This window comes from Pseudohaliea rubra DSM 19751 (genome assembly GCF_000764025.1).
GTDB classification, from domain to species: Bacteria; Pseudomonadota; Gammaproteobacteria; order Pseudomonadales; family Halieaceae; genus Pseudohaliea; species Pseudohaliea rubra.
Genome location: NZ_KN234746.1, coordinates 83,473 through 104,152, shown reverse-complemented (window position 1 = coordinate 104,152; position 20,680 = coordinate 83,473). Strand labels below are relative to the sequence as shown.

The following is a 20,680-nucleotide window of genomic DNA, read 5'->3' as shown; positions in this document are numbered from 1 at the left end:
GGTCAACGTCCCGCCAGCTCCTCTCGCAGCTGCTCCGCCAGCACGTGCTTCTGGATCTTGGTTGCCGACATAGGCCACTCGGTAACGAAGCGCACGTACCTGGGGATTTTGAAAGAGGCGATCTGCCCGCGGCAGTAATCCACGAGCTCCTCGGCGCTGAGGGTGGCGTCTTCCCGCAGCTGCACAAAGGCTGCGGCCACTTCTCCGAGGCGGTGATCAGGTGCACCAACCACCTGTGCCAGGTGTATCGCCGGGTGAGTGCCCAGCCAGTTCTCCAGCTCCAGCGGTGACACATTCTCGCCGCCGATCTTGAGCAGATCCTTCAGCCGGCCGTGGTAGACCACCTGGCCGTCATCGGTGAGGCTGCACAGGTCGCCGGTGCGGAACCAGCCATCTTCCGTGAGAGCCTCCGCCGTGCGCGCCGGGTCCCGGTAATAGCCGTCAAAAAGAGAGAAGCCGTGCACCTGCATTTCGCCGCGCTGTCCGGCGGGGAGCACCGTGCCGCTTTCCGGCTCTACCACCCGCAGTTGCACCCCGGGATAGGGCCGGCCGCAGGTGGTGGCGCGCGTCTCGTCATCTTCCTGCGCGGCGCCATGACAGCAGATGCCCGAAGCCTCGGTCATGCCATAGGCGCTGATGTGCAGCGCACCGGGGAGCGCCCGCATGTTGGCGCGCAGGGTCTCCGGCGGCGCCACGTTATTGATGAGTCGAACACTTTGCAGGCGCGTGGCATCAAAAGCCGGGTGGGCAAGCAGGTCTGCCATGATCGCCGGAAAAGCCGGATAGAGGATCGTCGGCTGGTGAGCGTAGAGCCGGGCCAGGGCGGGGCCGGCTTCGAAGTGGGCCTCGGCGAGGTAGGCCCCGCCGGCGCCGAAGATGGCGAGCAGGGGCAGGATCGACGCCATGTGGAAGAGGGGGAGGGGGTTCCACTGCAGGTCGTCTGCTGTGATGGCCAGCCGATCGCGCATGGCCAGGGCATTGCGCACCAGCGCTTCGTGGCAGAGCAGGCAGCCCTTGGGGCGCGAGGTTGTGCCCGAGGTGTACATCATCAGGCACGGCTCCCGCAGCGAGACTTCGCGCCGGCGCCCGTCGATCACGCCGGGAGCGACAGCCCCGCCGAGCCCGGCAACGGTGGCCTCGGTGAGGCAGCCGGCGCGCTCGCCGGTACCGAAGAGTACTACGGCGCGCAGCGATGGCGCCGCCTCGGGCCGGAGGGAGCGCGGGTTGCCGGCCGCCCCCAGGGCACCGTCCAGCGCCGCATCTACCAGAGCCGGGAAGTCTGTAGGCTCACTCTCGGCACCGGTGAACAGGAGCGTGAGCTCCGCATGACCGAGCACGTAGCGCAGTTCGTCGACCCGGTAGCGGGCGTTGAGCAAGACGGCCACGACGCCCGCCAGGGCGCAGGCAAAGAGCTGCTCGACGACCTCCGGCCGGTTGTGGGCGAGGATGCCCACGTGATCGCCGGGCTCCGCGCCAAGCGCAACGAGCCCCCGGGCCCGCGCTTCGGCGCGGCTCAGGAGCTCCCGGTAGCTGACATCGTAACCGGGAAAGACGAGGGCGCGGCGCTCCGGGTGCCGGTTGGCCGCGAGGACAAGAAAGTCGCCGAGGGACGTCGCTTCGATCGTGTGGCTGTCCATAGCTGCCTCCTGCCTCAGAAGGAACGCGGCAGGCCGAGACCCTCGGCGATCATGTTCTTGGCCATCTCGTTACTGATCGGGCCGATACGCAGGAGCCTCGCGTCCCGCCAGTAGCGTTGCATGTCCGTCTCGGCCGAGTAGCCCATGCCACCGAGAATCTGGATGCCGAGGTCCGCAGCCTGACCGGCATATTCAGAACACAGCACCTTGGCCATGTTCGAGGCGTTGGCGCAGGGCTCGCCGGCACTCTGTAGCGCCGCGCCGTCCAGAAGCACAAGCTCGCCCTGTTTCTGCCACATGGCGATATCGGCGACGTAATGCTGCAGCGCCTGGAACTCGCCGATCAGATGACCGAAAGCGCGACGTGTCTGCAGGTGGTCGACCGCGTCTTCGAGCACACCGTCGAGCATGCCGAGGCAGAAGGCTGCATTTACCAGCCGCTCGTTGTTGAGGGTGCCGGTAGAGTAGCCCCAGCCCTTGCCGGCCTCGCCGAGGAGCAGTTCGTCCGGTACGAAGACGTCGTCCAGGTGCACGCTGCAGGAGCTGATGCAGCGCATGCCGAGTTTGGGCATGGAGGATACGGTCACTCCCTCGGCGTCCCTCGGCACAAAGAACAGGGAAACGCCATCGGCACGACGCTTTACGTCCTTGTCGGAGCGCGCCATGAGGAACAGGTAGTCGGCGACGCCCGCGCCGGTGCTCCAGATCTTCTCGCCGTTCAAGCGCCAGCCGCCGTCCACCCGGGTCGCAGTGGTCTTCATGCCGCCGAGAAGATCGGTGCCACCGCCGGCCTCGGTAAAGGCCATGGCTGTCTTCAGGCGGCCCGCGGCGATTTCCGGAAGGAAGCGCTGCTTCTGCGCCTCGCTGCCGGCGCCGAGGATGCCCTTGCCGCCGGAGAAAGAGGTGACGCCCCAGACCCAGCCGACACCGGCGGCGGTGCGTGCGAGCTCCCGGGCGAAGAGGACCTGGGTGACGATGCTGCCGCCCTGGCCACCATACTCTTCGGGGATGCCGATACCATGAGCTCCGAAGGCAGACAGCTTATCCCAGAAGGCGTGGGGGAAGACGTCTTCCTCGCGCTCCAGCTCCCGGCACCAGTCCTTGGGGATCTCGGCGTCGACCCAGCTGCGCACGGTATCGCGGAAGAGACGGTCTTCTTCGGAAAGAAATGCAGAGGACATGCGGAACTCCTTACAATGCGTTATGCTTTTCTTGAATGATATTCAAAAATAACAGAGGAAGAAAGCCATGATCTCAAACAACTCGATCGAAACGCGCCTGCAGCGCCTCGAAGACCGTATTGCCATCGAGGAGCTCATTGCCCGCTACGGCCTGGTAATGGATGACCGGGACATGGACGCCATGCCGGGTCTGTTTACGGCGGACGTCCGCATCCTCTCCCGGGACGGGGTGATGGATGCCCGGGGCCGGGATGCCGCGATGGCGCTCTACCAGGGCCGCTTCGAGGTCCTCGGTCCCAGTAATCACTTCACCCATGACCGTATTATCACCTTCAGTGATGACGCCGACGAGGCCACCGGCATCGTCTTGTCCCATGCGGAGATGCAACGCAAGGGACAGCCGATGCTCGCGGCAATCCGCTACTCGGATCGCTACCGCCGGGAAGAGGGCGCCTGGCGTATCGCCGAGCGCCTCTTCGACTTCTTTTACTACGTGTCGACAGCGGACTATCTGGAGGCCCTCGGGCCGGGCCTGGCCACGCGAATGCGGGCCTATGAGGTGCCGACCGGCGCCGATATCCCGGAAAAACTTGCCACCTGGCGCGCGTACTACGGTGAAGCGCCCGGCGGCGAGGACGACCGCTGAGGCTGCGCTAGCGCTGGCTCGCCGCCAGCGCCTGCTCCAGGTCGGCGATAAGGTCGTCGGCGTGCTCAATGCCGATGGACAGGCGCACCATGTCTTCGGTGACGCCGGCGGACGCCAGCTCTTCCGGAGACAGCTGGCGGTGCGTTGTGCTCGCCGGGTGGCAGGCCAGGGACTTGGCGTCGCCGATGTTCACCAGGCGCAGGACCAGCTCGAGCGCGTCGATGAATTTCGCGCCGGCCTCGCGGCCCCCCTTGACGCCGAAGCTGAGAATGCCCGAGGCGCGGCCGCCGCAGATCTTCTCGCAGGTGGCGCGGTACGGGCTGTCCGGCAGCGTCGCGTAATTTACCCGCGTAACCGCCGGGTGCGCCGCAAGCCAGCTCGCAATGCGCTCGGCGTTCTCACAGTGTCGCTCCATGCGCAGCCCCAGGGTTTCCAGCCCCTGCATGATGAGAAAGGCCGAGTGTGCAGCCAGCGCCGCCCCGGTGTTGCGCAGGGGCACGACGCGGCAGCGGCCGATATAGGCGGCTTCGCCAAGGGCTTCCGTGTAGACCACGCCGTGGTAGGACGGGTCGGGCTCGTTGAGCACGGCGAAGCGCTCGGCGTTGCCCTTCCAGTCGAAGCGCCCGGAATCGATGATAGCGCCGCCCACCGTGGTGCCGTGGCCGCCGATATACTTGGTCAGAGAGTGCACGACGATGTGGGCCCCGTGCTCAAAGGGACGACAAAGAAAGGGTGAGGGCACGGTGTTGTCAACGATGAGCGGCACGCCGTGGGCCTCGGCGATCTCTGCCCAGCGCGCCACGTCGACCACGTTCCCGGCCGGGTTGCCGATGGACTCGCAGAACAGCGCCCGGGTCTTGCCATCGATGAGTTCTGGAATGCGGTCGAAGTCTGCGGCGTCGACAAAGCGCGTTTCAATGCCCTGGCGCGGGAAGGTGTGCGCGAACAGATTGTAGGTGCCACCATAAAGCTGCGAGGTGCTGACAATGTTGCTGCCGGTTTCGGCGATGACTTCGATCGCGTAGCGGATCGCCGCCATGCCCGAGGCGACCGCGAGGGCGCCGACGCCGCCCTCGAGCTGCGCCAGACGTTCCTCGAGGACTGCGTTGGTGGGGTTCATGATGCGGCTGTAGATGTTGCCGGGCACCTTGAGGTCGAACAGGTCCGCCCCGTGCTGCGTGTTGTCAAAGGTGTAAGAGGTGGTCTGGTAAATCGGCGTCGTCGCCGCATGGCTGCTTGTCGGGTCGCCGTCATAGCCGGCGTGCAGGGCGATGGTCTCGGGTTTCATGGTGCTGTCCTCGGCTCGGGTCCTTGCGGGGTTTCGCAACTTACCACAGCCAACGGGGCTCGCGTACACTACGCCCCGTTTCTCCCCTGTTAGCCGTCGGAGGCTGCCGATGAATCCACTGCGCTGGGGCCTGGTGCCGCAAATTCTCGTGGGGGTCGTGCTCGGTGCGTTCCTGGGCGCCCTCGTCCCGGGCGCCGGCGAGGCCGTGGGCCTGCTCGGCCGCCTGTTCGTGGGTATGCTCAAGGCTGTGGCACCGCTGCTGGTGCTGCTGCTGGTCATGTCCGCGATCGCCAACCGCCACGAGCGAGGCGGAGACGCCCGCCGTACTTTTCTGACCCTGCTGCTGTACCTTGCCGGTACGGTGTGTGCTGCGCTGGTGGGCGTGCTGCTCAGCTTTGCGTTTCCGCAGACGTTGGTCCTCGTTGCGGCGGCCGAGGGCAGTCCGCCGGCGGCGGTCGGGAGTGTACTTGCGGATGTGCTGTTCAAGCTCGTGGACAATCCCGTGCGTGCGTTGCTGGAGGGCAACTTTCTCGGCTGCCTTACCTGGGCCGTGCTCCTTGGCATCAGCTTTCGCCGCGCCCCCGCGAGTTTCCGCGAGCACCTCGAGACGCTCGCTGGTGGCGTCTCCGACGTGGTGCGCTACGTGATCCGCCTGGCGCCCGTTGGTATTTTCGGGCTGGTCGCCTACGCGGTAGCAACGACCGGGATCTCGGCCCTGGCCGACTACGCGACGCTGGCGCTGCTGCTGGTCTCTGCGATGCTGGTGGTGGCACTGCTGGTGAACCCGCTGATTGTTCTCCTGGTCACGCAACGCAATCCCTACCCGGTGGTGCTTCGCTGCCTGGAGGAGTCGGGCATCACCGCCTTTTTTACACGCAGCTCTGCCGCCAACATCCCTGTGAACCTGGCGCTGGCGAAAAAGCTGGGCATCAGCGAGGAGCTCTACTCCGTGACCATCCCCATCGGGGCCACGGTGAACATGGCCGGGGCGGCTATCACCATCACCACGCTCACGCTGGCCGCTGCGAATACTCTCGGTATCGAGGCGAGCCTCGCCAGTGCTCTGGTCCTCTGCGTGGTCTCGGCGCTGGCGGCCTGCGGTGCCAGCGGCGTGCCCTCCGGGAGTCTCCTGCTCATCCCCCTGGCGTGCTCGCTCTTCGGCATTCCCCTGGATGTGGCCATGCAGGTAGTGGCTGTCGGTTTCGTCATCAGCGTTATCCAGGACTCGGCGGAAACCGCTCTAAACTCCAGCACCGATGTGGTCTACACCTGGGCCGTGGACAACGCGCCGCTGCGTCAGTAGCGCGCCCGCGCTTCTGCGAGCAGGGCGCAGAGTGCACGCGCGCCGTCGAGGAGCCGCGGCGTCGGCCGCTGGATAAGGTCCGGGTTCAGGCCGTAGAGCGCGTTGTGAGCCACCGCAGCCAGCCGTGGGAAGCGGCGCCACGCCTCCAGCCACGGTGGTGTTTCCTTTCCCGCTCCGCTGGCGATAATCACTTCCGGGTCCCGGGCCAGCACCGACTCCCGGCTGACCCGCGGCACCAGAGAGGGCACCTCCGCAAAGAGATTCTCACCACCACAGCGTTCGATTACGGCGCTGATAAGGTGACTGCCGCCCACGGTCTGCATCGGGTCGTGCCAGAGCTGGTAGAACACTCGCAGCCGGTGGCTGCCCGGGGCGGGGCCGAGCTCGGCAAAGCCCCTCGCGAGGCGCTCGGCAGCGATTGCGCCCTGGCCTGCACTGCCCGCAAGACGACCAAGCGCCGCCAGCGTCCCGCTGATGCTTGCGAGATCGCGAATTTCGTCAACATAGACCGGAATGCCCAGGCTCTCCAGGCGCTCCACGATGGCTGTACCGTTGCCCGAGCCCCAGGCCAGCACCAGATCAGGCCGGCTGGCGACGATCGCTTCGAGGCTCAGGCTGTTGTAGCCGCCGATCCGGGGTACTTCCCGCGCGGCCGTCGGGTGATCACTGTATTCCACGGTGCCCACGAGGCGGCTGCCGCCGCCGGCGGCAAACAGGTTCTCGGCCAGGTGCGGCGCCAGGGTGACGATGCGTCTGGCGGGTTCGGTCAGGCGGATCGTCTCACCGCGGCTGTCGATGACGCTGACGGGCTCAGCCTGCAGCGCTGCCGAAAAGAGCAGCAACATCAGCCCCGGCAGCAGACCCAAGGCGCAGGTCCAGCAAGCGGGGGTCGCTTCAGTCGAGCGGGAAAACAAGGGGATAGCCTTTAAGGGGGTGCGGCTGCACCGCGAGCTCGGTGCCGAATAGTTCACCGAGGAACTCGCAGGTCAGCAGGGCCGCCGGAGTATCGAGCGCCCGGCACGCACCGCCGGCGAGCACCAGCAGCCGGTCGGCGAGGCTGGAGAGAAGGTTGAGGTCGTGCAGGGAGAGCACCACGGTGCAGCCGCGGCGGGCGAGGTCTCGCACCGTGTCCACGAGCAGCTGCTGGTGACGCAGGTCCAGCGCCGCGCTGGGCTCGTCGAGGAGCAGAAGCCGACCCTCGAGGGGCTCCTCCGGCGAACTGTGCATTAACTGGCAAAGCACCCGGGCGAGCTGCACGCGCTGCTGCTCTCCGCCGGAAAGCAGCGTGTAAAGCCGCCCGGCGAGGTGCGTCGTGTCGGTCCAGGCAAGCACCGCCGCAACGATGGCGTCATCGGCCCGGCGGCCCGCGTCGTGGGGCAGGCGCCCGAGCATGACGACCTCGTGCACGGTAAACGGGAAGGCCAGGCTGGATGCCTGCGGCAGGTACGCCACGCGTCGCGCGCGCGCCTGCGGCGGCCAGGCGCTAAGGGGCCGACCGTCCAGCACCAGCTCACCGGCCAGCGGTGCAAGGTCACCGGCCATGGCCCGCAGGAGCGTCGATTTGCCAGCGCCGTTCGGGCCCAGGAGGCCGAGGACCTCACCGGCGCCGAGGTCGAGGTCGATGTCCGAGAGCACGGCGCAACCGCCCCAGCCGGCGCTGAGATGGCGCGCCTCCAGGAGGGTGCTCACGGAGCCACCATCCCGAAGCGGGCCCGCTGCCGCAGCAGAGACAGGAAGAACGGCACCCCCACGATAGCCGTCAGGATCCCTACGGGAATCTCCGCCGGCGGTGCCAGTAGCCGCGCTGCCGTGTCGGCCAGAAGCAGCAGAATGGCGCCGGCCAGCGCCGAGCCCGGGAGCAGATAGCGGTGGTCCGGACCGATGGCCAGGCGCACCACGTGAGGCACCACCAGGCCGACGAAGGCGATAGTGCCCGCCAGGGCAACGGACACGCCCACGCCCAGGGCGATCCAGGTTACGAGAACGGCCTTCAGGCGACCGACGCGGATGCCGAGGTGAGCCGCTTCCGACTCCCCGAGGAGCAGCGCGTTCAACGCCGTGCCGTGCCGCGGCAGAGCCACACAGAGCACGGCCGTGACCGCGAGGGCGAGCACGACTTCGGGCCGGCTGCCGGTCTCGAGCCCGCCCATCTTCCACAGACTGATTCGTCTGAGCAGCGCATTGTCCGCATAGAACTCAACCAGGGAGACGAGGGCGCCGGCGAGAGCCGTGATGGCGATCCCCGCAAGAAGCATTGTTGCCACGGAGGTCCCGGTACTGTCGGTGGCGAGGCGGTAGACAAGGAGTACCGCGGCGACCCCGCCGGCGAAAGCGCCAAAGGAAATGACGGTCAGTACTGGCAGCGCCGGCAGGGCACCGGCGCCCAGCACCATGGCCGCCGCCGCGCCAAGGGTGGCACCCCCGGTCACGCCGATCAGCGACGGATCCGCTAGCGGATTGCGGAACAGGCCCTGGCTGACGGCCCCGCAGAGGGCGAGAATAGCACCCATGGAAGAGGCCAGCAGCGTTCGCGGCAGGCGCAGCCGGGCGAGGATGGTTGTGGCCGGGTCGGAAAAATCGCCCGCCAGGGCCGCAGTGAGGCCGGCCGCGAGTTCGCTGGGCCCGAGGGGAACGGCGCCGAGCGCGAGGCTCGCAAGCGCCGCAGGTAGCAGCAGGGCGGCGAGCAGCGCCAGAAAGCGCCGCGCCCGCCGCTTGCGCGCGTCCGTTGCGTTCAGAAATCCACGCCCTGGCGGGCCTTGATGCCCGCGGTGTAGGCGTGCTTCAGCTCGCGGACCTCAGACACCGTATCCATGATTGTCTGCAGCCCCTGGCCGCCGCCGCGGCCCGTAACCACCACGCTCTGCTCTCGCGGTCGGTTGGCCAGCGCCTCGAGCACCTCGTCTTCGTCGAGATAGTCAAAGGACAGCATGTAGGTCAGTTCGTCGAGGACCACCAGGTCGAAGGACGGGTCCGCAAGCATTGGCTTTACCTTGTCCCAGGTGCGCCGGGCGGCGGCGATATCGCCGCTGCGGTCCTGCGTGTTCCAGGTGAAGCCGGTGCCCATCTGATAGAACTCCACCTCCGGGCATTTGTCGCGCAGGTACAGCTCCTCTCCGGAGAGTTGCTCTCCCTTGATGAACTGCACCACGCCGACCTTCTGGCCATAGCCCAGGGCGCGCATGACCATGCCGAAGGCAGAACTCGACTTGCCCTTGCCGTTGCCCGTGAGGAGCACGGCTACGCCGCGCTCCAGCTGCGCGGCAGCAATGCTCGCATCGACTTTTTCTTTCTGCTTCTGCATGGCGCGCTTGTGCTTCTCGTCGCGCTTTGTGTCGTCACTCATTGTCCTGTCTCCTGTCTCCGGTCTCAGAAGCGGTAGCGCAGGCCCGCATAGGCGGCGCGCTCGGCAGTGTTGTAGGTGGGCACTTCTTCGTAGTCTTCGTCCAGAGCGTTCTCGAGCCGACCGAAGATCGTGAGTCCCGGGAACAGCTCGAAGCTGGCGTTCAGATCCACAACCTCGTAGTCGTCCAGGGGCGTGGCGGCGGTACTTACGGCGTCCCGGGACAGGCGAAGGTGGGCGCCGAGCTTCAGGCGCTGGTCCCTGGAGGTGAAGGTCAGCCCCGCGTTGCCCAGGTGCTCCGGGCGCCTCGCACGCTGCTCGCCGGTGGCGGTTTCCGTATCGTTCCAGGTGTAGTTGCCGCTGAGGGCGAGGCCACCGGCGAGTGGCCAGGCGGCGGCCAGTTCCACGCCCCGGGATTCTGACTCACCGTCCTCCTGCAGATAGCCGGAGAAACCGATCAGGTCGAAGAAAATCTGGTTCTCGACCTGCTGTTCGAACCAGGTCAGTTCGAGATACTCGCCTGCGGCGCCGGCCCAGGCGACGCCGAGATCGTAGCCCTCGCTGGTTTCTTCGCGCAGGCCGGCAGTCGCGGCGGGGGAGAAGGCGAAGGGTCCGCGGTTGTAGCTGATCTCGTAAAGGCTGGGGGCGCGGAAGCCTGTGCCCCAGGTGCCCCGGAGCTTGAGCTCGCCGGCGGCCAGAGCGGTCACCCAGGCGCCGCTCACCCGGTAGGAGTCGTGGCTGCCGAAGTCGTCATTGTCGTCGTTGCGCACGCCGGCGGTCACGGTGAAGCCGTCGCCGAGGCGGCCCTGGAGCTCGCCGAAGAGCCCGGTCTGATCCCGATCGCGATCGAAGCTGCCATCGTCGATGGCCTGCGTTTCCTGATCAAAGCCGTACACCAGGCGCAGCGCCTCACCGCCGCGCCAGCTGCCCACGTAGGACAGGCGCGACAGTTCGCCTTCTGCGCCGAAGCTGCGTAGCCCCTCCGTAAAGAAATCCCGTTCCGTGCTGTTCTCGCTGAAGGCAAGCTGATGGGTGAAGCTCTGACCCTGGTAGTCTGCGGCGACGCGCACTGCGTCCTGGATGAAGTCATCGCTGCAGGCGTTGCTCGGAGCGAAGGTTGTCACGGTGAAGCAGTTGTCGTAGTCGTTTTCGCCCTCGGTGCGGCGCGCGGCTACGGACAGGCGCAGGGTGTCCGTCACAGCCCAGCCGATGCGGCCGTTGTAGCTCAGATTCTCGTAGCCGTCGTCGTCGCCGAGGTCCGTGTCCGTGGTGCGCGCGTTGAAACCATCGGTCTCGAAGCTGGCGGCGCCGAGCAGGAAGTCCACGGCTCCGAGGTCACCGCCGAAGCTGCCGCTGAGTTCCCGCGTACCAAAGCTGCCGACCTCCGCATCGATGCGCCCGCCCAGGCCGTCCTGCGGTGTCTGTGTGGTGATGTTGATGACGCCGCCGGCATCGGCACCGTACATGAGGCCCTGGGGCCCGCGGAGGATCTCCACGCGCTGAATGCCGGAGGAAAGGAACTGCTCCATGCGCGGGCTGAACTGGGTGCCGGAAGTGTCCGTGATATCGATACCATCGACCAGGACCTTGGTGCGGAAGCCCTCCTCGCCACGGATCCGGATGGCCGTCGCGGCCCCGGGGCCACCGGTGTTCGATGCGGCGACGGAGGGCTGCGTGCGCAGAATCTCGGCGAGAGAGTTAAAGCCGCGGCGGGTAATCTCTTCCTCGTCGATCACGCTGATAGCCGTGCCCACCTCGCGCAGGGGCATGGGGACCCGCGAGGAGGTGACGACGATTTCTTCGAGAGGACTGGTGGCGGCTGCCTGTGCCAGCGCAGCGGTCGGCGCCAGGGCAAGGGCCAGGGCTCGGGTGGGGAAAGGGTGTTTCATGGTGGTTCCTCAATAGCCTTAAGCGGGCGATTGAGGGAGGGAATCAAGGAGACGGAATGCGCAAACACTCAGCGACCTTTAATGAAGCCCTCCGCTCCATCGGTGCACATGTCCAGGCAGGTATCGGGCTCGCGGCGCGCTCCGATGAACGCAGCCGCATACCGTTGCGGGGGCAGCGCTGGCCTTGGCCCGAGGGGCCGCACCAGTCTTCCCATTTAACCTACCCAGATGCAGTGTTCGCACTGCACCGGCAGGCACCTGAACGCCGGTGACTTTAGGGCTGTGTCCGGGTAATGTCAAACAATGCGCTAGAATGCGCGCCATGGATATTGACGCCGCCACCCTCGCCACCATCACTGCTCGCCTGGGCCGCGAGCCCCGGGGCCTGCGGGCCGTTGCCGTGCGCGACGCGGCAGGGGAGCCGGCGGTGATCCGGGTCGCCTCCGTGGTCGACGGTAAACCTTTCCCGACACTGTTCTGGCTTATCGATCCCGTACTCAAGCTGCGTATCGACCGCACGGAGGCCGGAGGACTCATCGCTGAGTTGCAGGCCCGGGTCCGCAGCGAGCCGGGTATCGCCGAGGCCATGGCGGCAGACCATCGACGGCACATTGCACTGCGTGAGCGCTATCTGACTGCCGGGGAGCGTGCCCGGCTCGAGGCCCGGGGACAGTGGGCTGCGCTGGCCGAGCGCGGCATCGGCGGTATCGCCGATTTTCAGCGTATCCGCTGCCTGCACACCTGGTACGCGGCACACCTGGTGGAGCCCAACAGCATTGGCGGTCTCCTCGACGCGCACTGGGCGGCGGCCTGAGCCGCCGGGCGCCTCCCTGCGTAACAAGCGCCATGACGATACCCGACCGTAATCCCCTCACCACGAAAAACCCCAACCCGCAGGGCAAGGGTCTGGTGCCTGTGCTGGCTCACTGGCACGCCCTGCGTCCCCGCGGCGCTGCCGCCAAAGGGCCGACAGAAATCATCCTCGATCTTTTCGCCTCGACCCTGGTGCTGTCGGCGCGCTGCGATCTGCGCCCGGTGCCCGGCCAGCGCTACTACCTCTACGGTGCTGACAACGGCTGGCGTCTGTCCCTGGTGTCGCCGGAGGAATGGGGCGAGCGCGCCCCGGGTGACTGCCTCGGCCCCTGCTGGCTGCGCGAGGACATGACCTGGGCCCTGCAGGCGGAAGAGGCCCTTGCAGCCAACCCCGGGCTGTGCGCCCGTGTCGCCGCCCTGGTGCAGGACTTCCTGGAGCGGCTGGATGTGGCCGGGCCGCTGGCGGAGCAGCTGCCGGGTTACCGCCGGGACCTGCCCTATTACCGCCGCCTTCTGGCCGCCGGCCTCGGCGCCTCCCTGCGCCAGTCTCTGGCTGCCGCCGGGGCGGGCCATGCCGACGCCCGGGAGACGCTGCGCCTCGGTGCCGCGGGCCTGCGCCAATTGGCTTTGACAGCACCACAGCAGGCAGGTGAGCATGCAACGATTGGCAACGAAGAGGACACACTTTCATGAGCGAAGAATCCGGCTACACCCCGCCGCGCGTCTGGACCTGGGACGCCGCCAGCGGCGGCCGCTTCGCCAACATCAATCGACCGGTAGCCGGGGCCACCCACGAGGCCGAGCTGCCCGCGGGCGAGCATCCCCTGCAGCTCTATTCCCTGGCCACGCCGAACGGCGTCAAGGTCACAGTGATGCTCGAGGAGCTTCTGGCCCTCGGCCACAGCGGTGCCGAGTACGACGCCTGGATCGTCAACATCCTCGAGGGCGATCAGTTCGGCAGCGGCTTTGTCGCCCTTAACCCTAACTCCAAGATCCCGGCGCTCCTCGATCGCAGCACGGAAAAGCCCACGCGGCTCTTCGAGTCCGGCGCGATCCTCATGTACCTCGCCGAGAAGTTTGATGCCTTCCTGCCGGCCGAGGGCGAGGCCCGCAGCGAAACGCTCTGCTGGCTGTTCTGGCAGATGGCAAGCGCGCCGATCCTGGGGGGCGGCTTCGGCCACTTCTACGCCTACGCCCCGGAGAAATACGAGTACCCCATTAATCGCTATGCCATGGAGGTGAAGCGCCAGCTCGATGTGCTCGATCGCCACCTTGCCGACCACGAATACCTCGCCGGTGACGCCTACACGATCGCCGACATGGCGACCTGGCCCTGGTACGGGGTACTGGTCACCGGCGATATCTACAACGCCCAGGCGTTTCTCGACGTCGGCAGCTACGTGCACGTAAAGCGGTGGGCCGAGGCCCTGGAGGCGCGGCCGGCGGTTCAGCGAGGCCGGCGCGTGAATCGTGTCTGGGGGCCGGAGGAGGAACAGCTTCGGGAGCGCCACTCGGCCGCGGATCTCGACTGAAGCGCGCACGGGTGCTGCCAAAGCCAGGGCGGGTCAGGGCGTGTTGCGCACCGGCATGCTGCGGACACCGCGCATGATCATCGTATCCATGTAGTCGTATTCCTCGGCAGCCAGGGTCAGCCCCGGCAGGCGACGCAGCACTTCACCGATGGCAACCTGGCCTTCCAGGCGGGCCAGGGGGGCGCCCATGCAGAAATGCGGGCCATAGTTGAAGGTGAGGTGCAGGTTCGGGGAGCGGGTGATGTCGAAGCGGTCCGGCTCTTCCCAGGCGCGTGGATCGCGGTTGGCAGCATTGATCATCACAAAAACCCGCTCACCGGCCTCGAGGTGGACACCGTGCATGCTGTGGCTGTGCTTGACCAGCCGCACCGATGCGCCGGTGGGCCCGTCGTAGCGGAGGATTTCCTCGATGGCGCTGTCGACGAGTGCCGGCTCGGTCATGAGCCGCTCTTTCTCGGCCGGATGCGTGAGCAGGACCCGGACGCCGTTGCCGATGAGGTTGGTCGTGGTTTCGTGTCCACCGAAGAGGAACAGCATGGATGTGCCGATGACCTCGTCTTCGGTGAGCGCATCGTCCACCTCCCGCAGCGCGAGGAGGTGGGTGATCAGGTCGTTCCCGGGATGCTGCTCGCGTTCGCGGATGGCCTCGCGGAAATAGGCGGCCATGGCGATCGCCCCCTCTTCGGCGAGATCGTATTTTTGCGGCGAGGTCGTGGCGCTGCCGATGAACAGCTGCATCTTGTTCGACCAGCTCTTGAGGTCGTCCATGTCTTCTTCCGGCAGACCCAGAAGATCAAGAATCACCATGGCCGGGAGAGGGAAGGCGAATTCGCTGATGAAGTCGAATTCCTGCAGGGTCTCCAAGCGCCCAAGGAGACGCTGCACGGACTTCTCTACCACCCCGCGCTGGCCGGCCACGGCTTCCGGCGTGAACACCGTTTTCATGAGCTTGCGCAGCCGCGTATGCTCCGGCGGATCCTTGAAGGCGACCCAGGTGTTCAGGTAGCGGATGAGTTGCTGGATCGGCGCCTGCCGCTCCGGCGGCTGTGCCTCGAAAAAGGGCGTGATGCGATCCGCAGAGAAGTCCTCGTTCCGCAGCACGGCTTTTACGTCGTCATAGCGGGTGATCACCCAGCCACGCAGGGCCTCGCACCAGTACACCGGTGCCTGATCCTGCAGCTGGCGCAGTACCGGGATGGGATCATTGATCGTTACCTGGTCCCGCGGGTCGTAGTGGACGTCTTGCGCTGCGGGCGCCTTGCCGGTTGCCATACCTTCCCCCTTGCATCACCCGTCGACGCTGGTATGTTAACAGCGCAAAGCATACCAACCAAGCGATCACTTGGTATGTCAGGGACGACAATAACGAGAGTAATAACGAGAGGTGTTTCATGGCCCTGGATGATACCCAGGTATTTCTGCCCGAGCTCTGGGCGAGTCATGCACGGTTCCGCGGCGCCAGCACGGCTCTGGTCTGCGGTGACGAGCGGCTCAGCTGGGGTGAGCTGAACCGCCGCTGCAACCAGGTGGCCAACGCACTGCTCGCTGCCGGCGCCGGCAAACCTTCGAAGGTGGCGGTGTTGATGAACAATGCCGTCGACACCGCCGTCGTGCTGCTCGGGGTCATGAAGTCAGGGGCCTGCGTAGTGCCTATCAGCACCATGCTGACCGCGACCCAGGTCGCAACGCTCCTGGCGGACTCGGGTGCATCTGTTCTTTTCGCCAGCGATGCGACCCGGGCCCTGGCCGATGAGGCGCTCGCGGACCTTGCCGATGGCGACCACCGGCTTCTGCTCTGCGCCGGCGTCTCCCCCGACCCGTGGCAGCCGCTCGCCGGCTGGCTGGCGGGAGCGGACGAGGGCGAGCCGCCGGTTCGCTATGACCTCGGTGATGATTTCAATATCATCTATTCGTCAGGCACCACGGGCACGCCCAAGGGCATCGTGCAGACCCATCGGGCGCGGCAGCACTGGTCTTACTCCAATGCCCTTGAATTGCGCATGGACCACGAAAGCGTTGCCCTGGCGACTACCTCGCTCTACAGCAACGGGACCTGGTTCATGCTGCTGCCGCCGCTCTTCGTCGGCGCCACGGTGGTGGTTATGGAGAGCTTCTCGCCTGAGAGCTTCCTCGAGCTGGTGGCCCGGGAAGGGGTTACCCATACTTTTATGGTGCCGACGCAATACATCGGTGTCCTTGAGAGTCCCGCGCTGCCGGAGGCAGATCTCTCGTCCCTACGCTACATGCTCTCAGCGGGCTCGCCGCTGCGGCAGGACACGAAGGAAGCGGTTCTCGAGCGCCTGGGCCCCGGCCTCTTCGAGCTATACGGGTTTTCCGAGGGCTTCGCCACTATCTGCCGCCCGGAGCAGCAGCACAAGCGCGGCTCCGTGGGCACGCCGGTGATCGGCTTCGATCTGCGCATCATCGACGACGAGGGTCGGGAGCTGCCAGCTGGCGAGCCCGGCGAGATCGTGGGCTACGGCGGCGGGCTGATGAAGCACTACCATAACCGGGAAGCGGAGACGGAGGCATCGATCTGGCGCGATGAGCGCGGGCGCACCTTTCTGCGCAGCGGCGACATCGGCAAGGTGGACCGGGACGGTTTTCTCTATATCCTCGACCGCAAGAAAGACATGATTATTTCCGGCGGTTTCAACGTTTTTCCAAAAGATATCGAAGAGGTGGTCGGCGCTCATCCGGACGTCTCCGATGTCACCGTCATCGGCATTCCGGACCCGAAGTGGGGGGAGACTCCCCTCGCGTTGGTTATCCCCCGGGCCGGTGCGGCCGTTGACCCCGATGCGCTGCTGGTCTGGGCGAATGAGCAGCTTGCCAAGGCGCAGCGTCTCAAGGCGGTGGAATTGCGCGAGGATTTTCCGCGCAACGCGCTGGGCAAGGTTATCAAGCGTGAGCTGCGGACGCCGTACTGGGAGGCCTCGTGAGCGATATCTATCTGATCGGGGTTTTCAGCACGGCCTTCGGCAAGCGTCCCGATGCTACCGTCAAGGACCTGGCCCGGGAGGCCTATCTCGGGGTGCTGGCGGATGCGGGGCTGGAAGACGGCGCTGCCATTGAGAGCTGCTGGTTCGGTAACTGCGGCATGTGGGTGGAAGAGCAGGGCAGCATCCGTGGCCAGGTCTGCCTGACGCCGCTGGTGCGGGAGGGTTTATTCCCGGAGCGTGTGCCCGTAGTCAATGTCGAGGGCGGTTGTGCTACCGCGTCCATGGCTCTGAACGGCGCCTGGAAGGATATCGCCGCGGGTACGGCGGATACGGTACTGGCGCTGGGTGTGGAGAAGACCTTCTATCCGGACGCGCCGGCGCAGTCCGCGCGGCTCTTCGAGGGCGGGATAGACCAGTATGACAAGGATGAGTGGCGGGCCTATTACGCCGCCGCCGGGGCCGAGGCGGGCAAGACCTTTGACCCGGGTCCGGATCGCTCGATCTTCATGGATACCTATGCCATGCAGGCCTGCTACCACATGAAGCGCTACGGAACGACCCAGGCGCAGATCGCAGCAGCTGCGGCAAAGAACCACGGACACGGGGCTCTCAATCCCCGGGCACAGTACCAGTTCGAAATGACTGTGGCGGAGGTCCTTGCCGACCGTGAGGTATCCTGGCCGCTGACCCGCGCCATGTGTGCACCCATTGGTGACGGTGCCGCAGGGGCGCTGCTGGTTTCGGCCCGGCGGCTGCGCGAACTCCCCACCACGGTGCGCGAGCGCGCAGTACGGGTGGCGGCAACGGCACTCTCCGGCGGCAAGTACCGCGCCCTCGATGAGTCCGGTTTGAGTCGCGTGGCGGCACAAAAAGCCTACCGCCAGGCCGGTTTGGGCCCGGAGGCCATCGACGTTGCCGAAGTCCACGACGCCACTGCCTTCTGCGAGCTCTACCAGGCCGAGATGCTCGGCTTCTGCGAGGAGGGGCAGGGCGGCTCCTTTGTTGAAAGCGGCGCAACGACCCTCGGTGGGCGCCTGCCGATCAACACCTCCGGCGGGCTCGTCTCCAAGGGCCACCCTGTGGGGGCTACGGGCCTGTCGATGATCGCGGAGCTCACGGAACAGCTCCGGGGTGAGGCCGGCCCCCGTCAGGTGCCCGGTGCGCACACGGCTCTGGCGGAAAACGGCGGTGGTGTCGTCGGTTTTGACGAGGCGGCCTGCTCGGTGGTGCTTCTGCAGCGGGCCTGAGCGGCCCGCTTAATCTTTCTGGTCGAGGAAGCGCAGGCGAGCTACACGCGGCGTTGCCGCCGGCAGGGAGGAGTAAGCCGTCCAGACGGCACCGGTCGCTTCGTCGACGGCAATGTGGCGCGTGTAGGCCGGCTCCGTCGGCAGCGGTACGGAGAGGATCGAGCCGTCCCCGTGCCGGTAGCGGATGAGTGTCGAGGCCAGGGATCCGGTGGTCCAGATGTCATCGTTCGCCTGGTTCACCTCCACGTCGTAAAGCCCCAGGGAAGAGGAACCCAGGCGGATACGGTCGAAGCGCTCCCGGTCCGGATCGAAGTAGGCCAGGTAGCCGGTGTTGAACTCCGGTATCCACAGGCCGTCAGCGCTATCGAGGCCCGGGCGGCGCGGTCCGCTGTTCGCCGCGGGCATTTCGAACAAGGTGCCTGCGCCGCTGCGGGTGTCGTAGCGCACCAGCGTATTGGCCGCCAGCTGCGTGCTGTAGAGGCGCCCAGCGCCGTCTACCTGCAGCCCGTAAGGCAGGGGCAGGCCTTCGCTGGCGGGGCGCCGGGCAGGGGGGACGGCGATGGTTGTTACCGTGCTGTCTGCTGCCGCCACCCGGGCGATACGCTCTTCAGCGGCGAAATAGTCATTGACCCAGATGTCGCCGGCGGGGTCGATATCCAGGCTGTGGGCATACATGCCGACGGCAATCTCTTCGTAGTCGCCGCTCGCCGGATCGAAGCGCAGTACAGCCTCCGTGCCGCCGTTTACCACCCAGAGGGTACCGTCGTCGTCGAATTTCAGGGCCCTCGGCTGTGCGTTTACTGCCGGGCGGTCGTCCGCCGAGAAGGTCTCGATGGCGCCCGTAGCGGGATCGAGGGCCCAGAGCTCGTCGTAAAAAAAGGCCGTGATCCAGATGCGCCCGGCAGGTCCGATGACCAGATCATGGGGCAGGGAATCATCCTGCGGCAGGGCATACTCGGTGATTTCTATGGCGCCAAGCGCTGCGGCGTTTTCCCGCGGTGCCGGCGTAAGGGTGGCGATCCGTTCCGCGCTCAGGCTGTCGGCGAGCCAGGCCGCGTAGGCAGCATCGTCGAAATCCGGCGGGATCACCTCGTAGGCATCCATGGCGCGCATCATGGCAATAGCCGCGAGCCATTCGTCTTTCGTCCGCGGCCGGCCATCGATCATGATCCGATCGTGGCTGAGCTCGTGGCAGGTGCCGCAATTCACGGTGAATTCGCGTTTCCGCTCGCCCTCCGGGAGCAGGGACAGCCAGCGGCTGCTTGGAAGGGTGCGGAGAAAGGCCGGGTCTGGCGCCAACGCTACCTTCCCGGGAACCGGTGCCAGGGTGCGACTGGCCAGACCGGGGTAGCGAACGGTGATCGATGCCACGTCAGCGGGCAGGGAAGCCAGCGTCAGTGTGCCGTCGGTATCTGTAAAGCGGGTGACTGTTCGCTGCGCATCGAGGGCAGCGCTGACCATCGCCCCGGCAAGCGGGCTTCCGTCCGCCGTCGTGACGATGAGCGCTGCGGGTGTGTTTGCAGCACTGGGTGTGCTGACCGGCCCGGTTGTGGGGTTTCGCTCACAGCCGGTCATGAAAAGGGCAAGGGCTGCGCCGACGATGGCACTGCGGCAGCCCGGGCGGATGCGTTTTATCATTGTGTCGCGTCCTCGGTCCCGTTGGCCTAGGTAGAGGGCTGGAAATATATCAGGTTATACTCAGGCTACCAAGCGATTGGTTGTTTGTACGCCGGCCATCTGTAAACGCTGATAAAAGAGCTAACGAGGTAGCTACCGTGACCGTGATGAACGTACTGGAAAAGACCCTGCGCACGAGCTTCGGCGAGATCGAGAACGTCAACAGCAATCTGCTGGACTGGCAGGAAGTCGATGGGCAGCCTGGAAACTACATCAAGGTGCTTACCGTGGATGAGAAGCGCCACAGGGTGGATTTTCTTTTCCGCCAGGATCCGCACAAGGAATTCGCAAAGCACAACCACCGTTGTACGGCGGTGGCCCTGACTCTTGAGGGGCTCTGGGGCTACCGCGAGGGGGATGAAATGCATTTCCCGGGTACGTTCTCCTACGAGCCGCCGGGCAGCGCCCACACGCCCTATTCGTCGGAGCAGGGCATGACGGTCTATGCGAGCTTCCAGGGTACGGGGCCGGAGATGCTCGACATCCTCGATGAGGACGATAACGTGGTCGACACGCTTACCCTGGACTTCTTCAAGCAGTATTATCAGCCCTGACCCCGTCCTCCAGAGGCTGAAGGTGGCACCGAAGGCAAAGGCGGCACTCAGTGACCGCAGTAATCGTCGTGATGATGTGCTTGAGGCAGCGGCTGCGCTGTTTGCCAGCAAGGGTTATGCGGCCACATCGATCCGCGATATCGCCCAGCAGGTCGGTATCCTTTCCGGGTCCCTTTACTATCACTTTGCCTCGAAGGAAGAACTCCTGCTTGAAGCCCATGCCCGCGGCGTTGCGCAGGTGACGGAGGCGGTGGAGGGCGCGCTTGCCGCGGCCGGCACCCCGCCCTGGGAGCGCATGGCGGCGGCCTGTTGCGCTCACCTTGAGGTACTGCTCGGCCCCAGTCCCTTTTCGCAGGTGATCACGCCGCAGTTCCCCAGCCATTTTGATGGTGACGTTCGCGCTACGCTGCTGCAGCAGCGGGAAGGCTACGAGGACATCTTCCGCACGCTGGTTTCAGCGCTGCCCCTCCCGGCTACCGTGAGCCCGCGCCTGTTTCGCCTCTCCCTTCTTGGCGCGCTCAACTGGACGCCCACCTGGTATCAGCCCGGTGGCTCGGAGAGCCCCGCCAGCATCGCCGGCGGGATCGTCGACGCGTTTCGGCTTCAGCTGGATCCTGGTGCATGAAAAAAG

General features: G+C 66.0%; 19 protein-coding genes and 1 riboswitch. Of the genes, 9 read left to right on the top strand and 10 right to left on the bottom strand.

All coding sequences use genetic code 11. From position 1 onward, the window contains the following. Positions 1 to 2 precede the first annotated feature (2 nt). Both HRUBRA_RS01635 and HRUBRA_RS01630 read right to left on the bottom strand, forming a co-directional pair. Positions 3 to 1,637 carry a class I adenylate-forming enzyme family protein gene (locus tag HRUBRA_RS01635; protein ID WP_035513879.1) on the bottom strand — a complete coding sequence of 545 codons (1,635 nt, stop codon included), beginning with the start codon at positions 1,635 to 1,637 and terminating at the stop codon, positions 3 to 5. Positions 1,638 to 1,651: 14 nt separating this feature from the next. After that, complete coding sequence (locus tag HRUBRA_RS01630) at positions 1,652 to 2,818, bottom strand: acyl-CoA dehydrogenase family protein (RefSeq protein WP_035513877.1); 1,167 nt, start codon at positions 2,816 to 2,818, stop codon at positions 1,652 to 1,654. Positions 2,819 to 2,885: 67 nt separating this feature from the next. Between HRUBRA_RS01630 and HRUBRA_RS01625 the strand changes: the two genes are divergently transcribed. Continuing rightward, complete coding sequence (locus HRUBRA_RS01625; RefSeq protein WP_052094265.1) at positions 2,886 to 3,464, top strand: nuclear transport factor 2 family protein; 579 nt, start codon at positions 2,886 to 2,888, stop codon at positions 3,462 to 3,464. Positions 3,465 to 3,471: 7 nt separating this feature from the next. Here HRUBRA_RS01625 and HRUBRA_RS01620 read toward each other — a convergent pair whose 3' ends face one another. Continuing rightward, positions 3,472 to 4,752, bottom strand: a complete 1,281-nt coding sequence (locus HRUBRA_RS01620) for an O-acetylhomoserine aminocarboxypropyltransferase/cysteine synthase family protein (RefSeq protein ID WP_035513875.1) — start codon at positions 4,750 to 4,752, stop codon at positions 3,472 to 3,474. Between the two features lie 109 nt (positions 4,753 to 4,861). On the opposite strand from HRUBRA_RS01620, the gene sstT reads away from it, so the two are divergent. Continuing rightward, complete coding sequence (sstT, locus tag HRUBRA_RS01615) at positions 4,862 to 6,055, top strand: serine/threonine transporter SstT (RefSeq protein ID WP_035513873.1); 1,194 nt, start codon at positions 4,862 to 4,864, stop codon at positions 6,053 to 6,055. Here the strand turns inward: sstT and HRUBRA_RS01610 are convergent. Genes HRUBRA_RS01610 through HRUBRA_RS01590 form a run of 5 tightly spaced genes read right to left on the bottom strand, consistent with a single transcriptional unit; the run spans position 6,049 to position 11,284 of the window. Next, positions 6,049 to 6,921, bottom strand: coding sequence for a cobalamin-binding protein (locus tag HRUBRA_RS01610; protein WP_201771501.1), 873 nt, complete (start codon positions 6,919 to 6,921; stop codon positions 6,049 to 6,051). The genes sstT and HRUBRA_RS01610 overlap by 7 nt on opposite strands. Positions 6,922 to 6,949: 28 nt before the next feature. After that, positions 6,950 to 7,744 carry a heme ABC transporter ATP-binding protein gene (locus HRUBRA_RS01605; RefSeq protein ID WP_201771500.1) on the bottom strand — a complete coding sequence of 265 codons (795 nt, stop codon included), beginning with the start codon at positions 7,742 to 7,744 and terminating at the stop codon, positions 6,950 to 6,952. Beyond that, positions 7,741 to 8,727, bottom strand: coding sequence for a FecCD family ABC transporter permease (locus tag HRUBRA_RS01600; protein ID WP_322786713.1), 987 nt, complete (start codon positions 8,725 to 8,727; stop codon positions 7,741 to 7,743). Before HRUBRA_RS01600 ends, HRUBRA_RS01605 begins: the two co-directional genes overlap by 4 nt. 59 nt (positions 8,728 to 8,786) lie before the next feature. Then, complete coding sequence (gene cobO / locus HRUBRA_RS01595; protein ID WP_035513870.1) at positions 8,787 to 9,398, bottom strand: cob(I)yrinic acid a,c-diamide adenosyltransferase; 612 nt, start codon at positions 9,396 to 9,398, stop codon at positions 8,787 to 8,789. A gap of 23 nt (positions 9,399 to 9,421) precedes the next feature. Then, entirely contained in the window at positions 9,422 to 11,284 is a 1,863-nt protein-coding gene (locus tag HRUBRA_RS01590) for a TonB-dependent receptor plug domain-containing protein (RefSeq protein WP_035513867.1), read from the bottom strand. Between the two features lie 98 nt (positions 11,285 to 11,382). Next, a riboswitch (cobalamin riboswitch) is annotated at positions 11,383 to 11,561 on the bottom strand. Between the two features lie 45 nt (positions 11,562 to 11,606). Between HRUBRA_RS01590 and HRUBRA_RS01585 the strand changes: the two genes are divergently transcribed. The 3 genes from HRUBRA_RS01585 to yghU are packed head-to-tail and all read left to right on the top strand — an operon-like array spanning position 11,607 to position 13,629. Further along, a complete protein-coding gene (locus tag HRUBRA_RS01585) occupies positions 11,607 to 12,098 on the top strand; it encodes a DUF501 domain-containing protein (protein WP_236629750.1) in 492 nt (163 codons plus the stop codon). A 32-nt stretch (positions 12,099 to 12,130) separates the two neighbouring features. Next, positions 12,131 to 12,790 carry a DUF2452 domain-containing protein gene (locus HRUBRA_RS01580; protein ID WP_052094264.1) on the top strand — a complete coding sequence of 220 codons (660 nt, stop codon included), beginning with the start codon at positions 12,131 to 12,133 and terminating at the stop codon, positions 12,788 to 12,790. Beyond that, complete coding sequence (yghU, locus tag HRUBRA_RS01575) at positions 12,787 to 13,629, top strand: glutathione-dependent disulfide-bond oxidoreductase (RefSeq protein ID WP_035513864.1); 843 nt, start codon at positions 12,787 to 12,789, stop codon at positions 13,627 to 13,629. Before HRUBRA_RS01580 ends, yghU begins: the two co-directional genes overlap by 4 nt. Positions 13,630 to 13,662: 33 nt before the next feature. Here the strand turns inward: yghU and HRUBRA_RS01570 are convergent, their stop codons facing one another. Next, positions 13,663 to 14,901 (bottom strand): cytochrome P450, encoded by a 1,239-nt coding sequence (locus tag HRUBRA_RS01570; RefSeq protein WP_035513862.1) that lies wholly within the window; start codon positions 14,899 to 14,901, stop codon positions 13,663 to 13,665. Between the two features lie 119 nt (positions 14,902 to 15,020). On the opposite strand from HRUBRA_RS01570, the gene HRUBRA_RS01565 reads away from it, so the two are divergent. Both HRUBRA_RS01565 and HRUBRA_RS01560 read left to right on the top strand, forming a co-directional pair. Beyond that, positions 15,021 to 16,571, top strand: coding sequence for a class I adenylate-forming enzyme family protein (locus HRUBRA_RS01565; protein WP_035513860.1), 1,551 nt, complete (start codon positions 15,021 to 15,023; stop codon positions 16,569 to 16,571). Then, on the top strand, positions 16,568 to 17,818 hold the full coding sequence (locus HRUBRA_RS01560) for a thiolase family protein (RefSeq protein ID WP_035513858.1): 1,251 nt from the start codon (positions 16,568 to 16,570) through the stop codon (positions 17,816 to 17,818). The genes HRUBRA_RS01565 and HRUBRA_RS01560 overlap by 4 nt, the downstream gene beginning before the upstream one ends. A 9-nt stretch (positions 17,819 to 17,827) precedes the next feature. On the opposite strand, the gene HRUBRA_RS01555 is transcribed toward HRUBRA_RS01560, so the two are convergent. Beyond that, complete coding sequence (locus tag HRUBRA_RS01555; protein ID WP_035513856.1) at positions 17,828 to 19,456, bottom strand: virginiamycin B lyase family protein; 1,629 nt, start codon at positions 19,454 to 19,456, stop codon at positions 17,828 to 17,830. 146 nt (positions 19,457 to 19,602) lie between these two features. Between HRUBRA_RS01555 and HRUBRA_RS14555 the strand changes: the two genes are divergently transcribed. After that, entirely contained in the window at positions 19,603 to 20,049 is a 447-nt protein-coding gene (locus tag HRUBRA_RS14555) for a cupin domain-containing protein (RefSeq protein WP_052094263.1), read from the top strand. Between the two features lie 22 nt (positions 20,050 to 20,071). After that, entirely contained in the window at positions 20,072 to 20,674 is a 603-nt protein-coding gene (locus HRUBRA_RS15725) for a TetR/AcrR family transcriptional regulator (protein ID WP_035513855.1), read from the top strand. Positions 20,675 to 20,680: the final 6 nt, after the last annotated feature.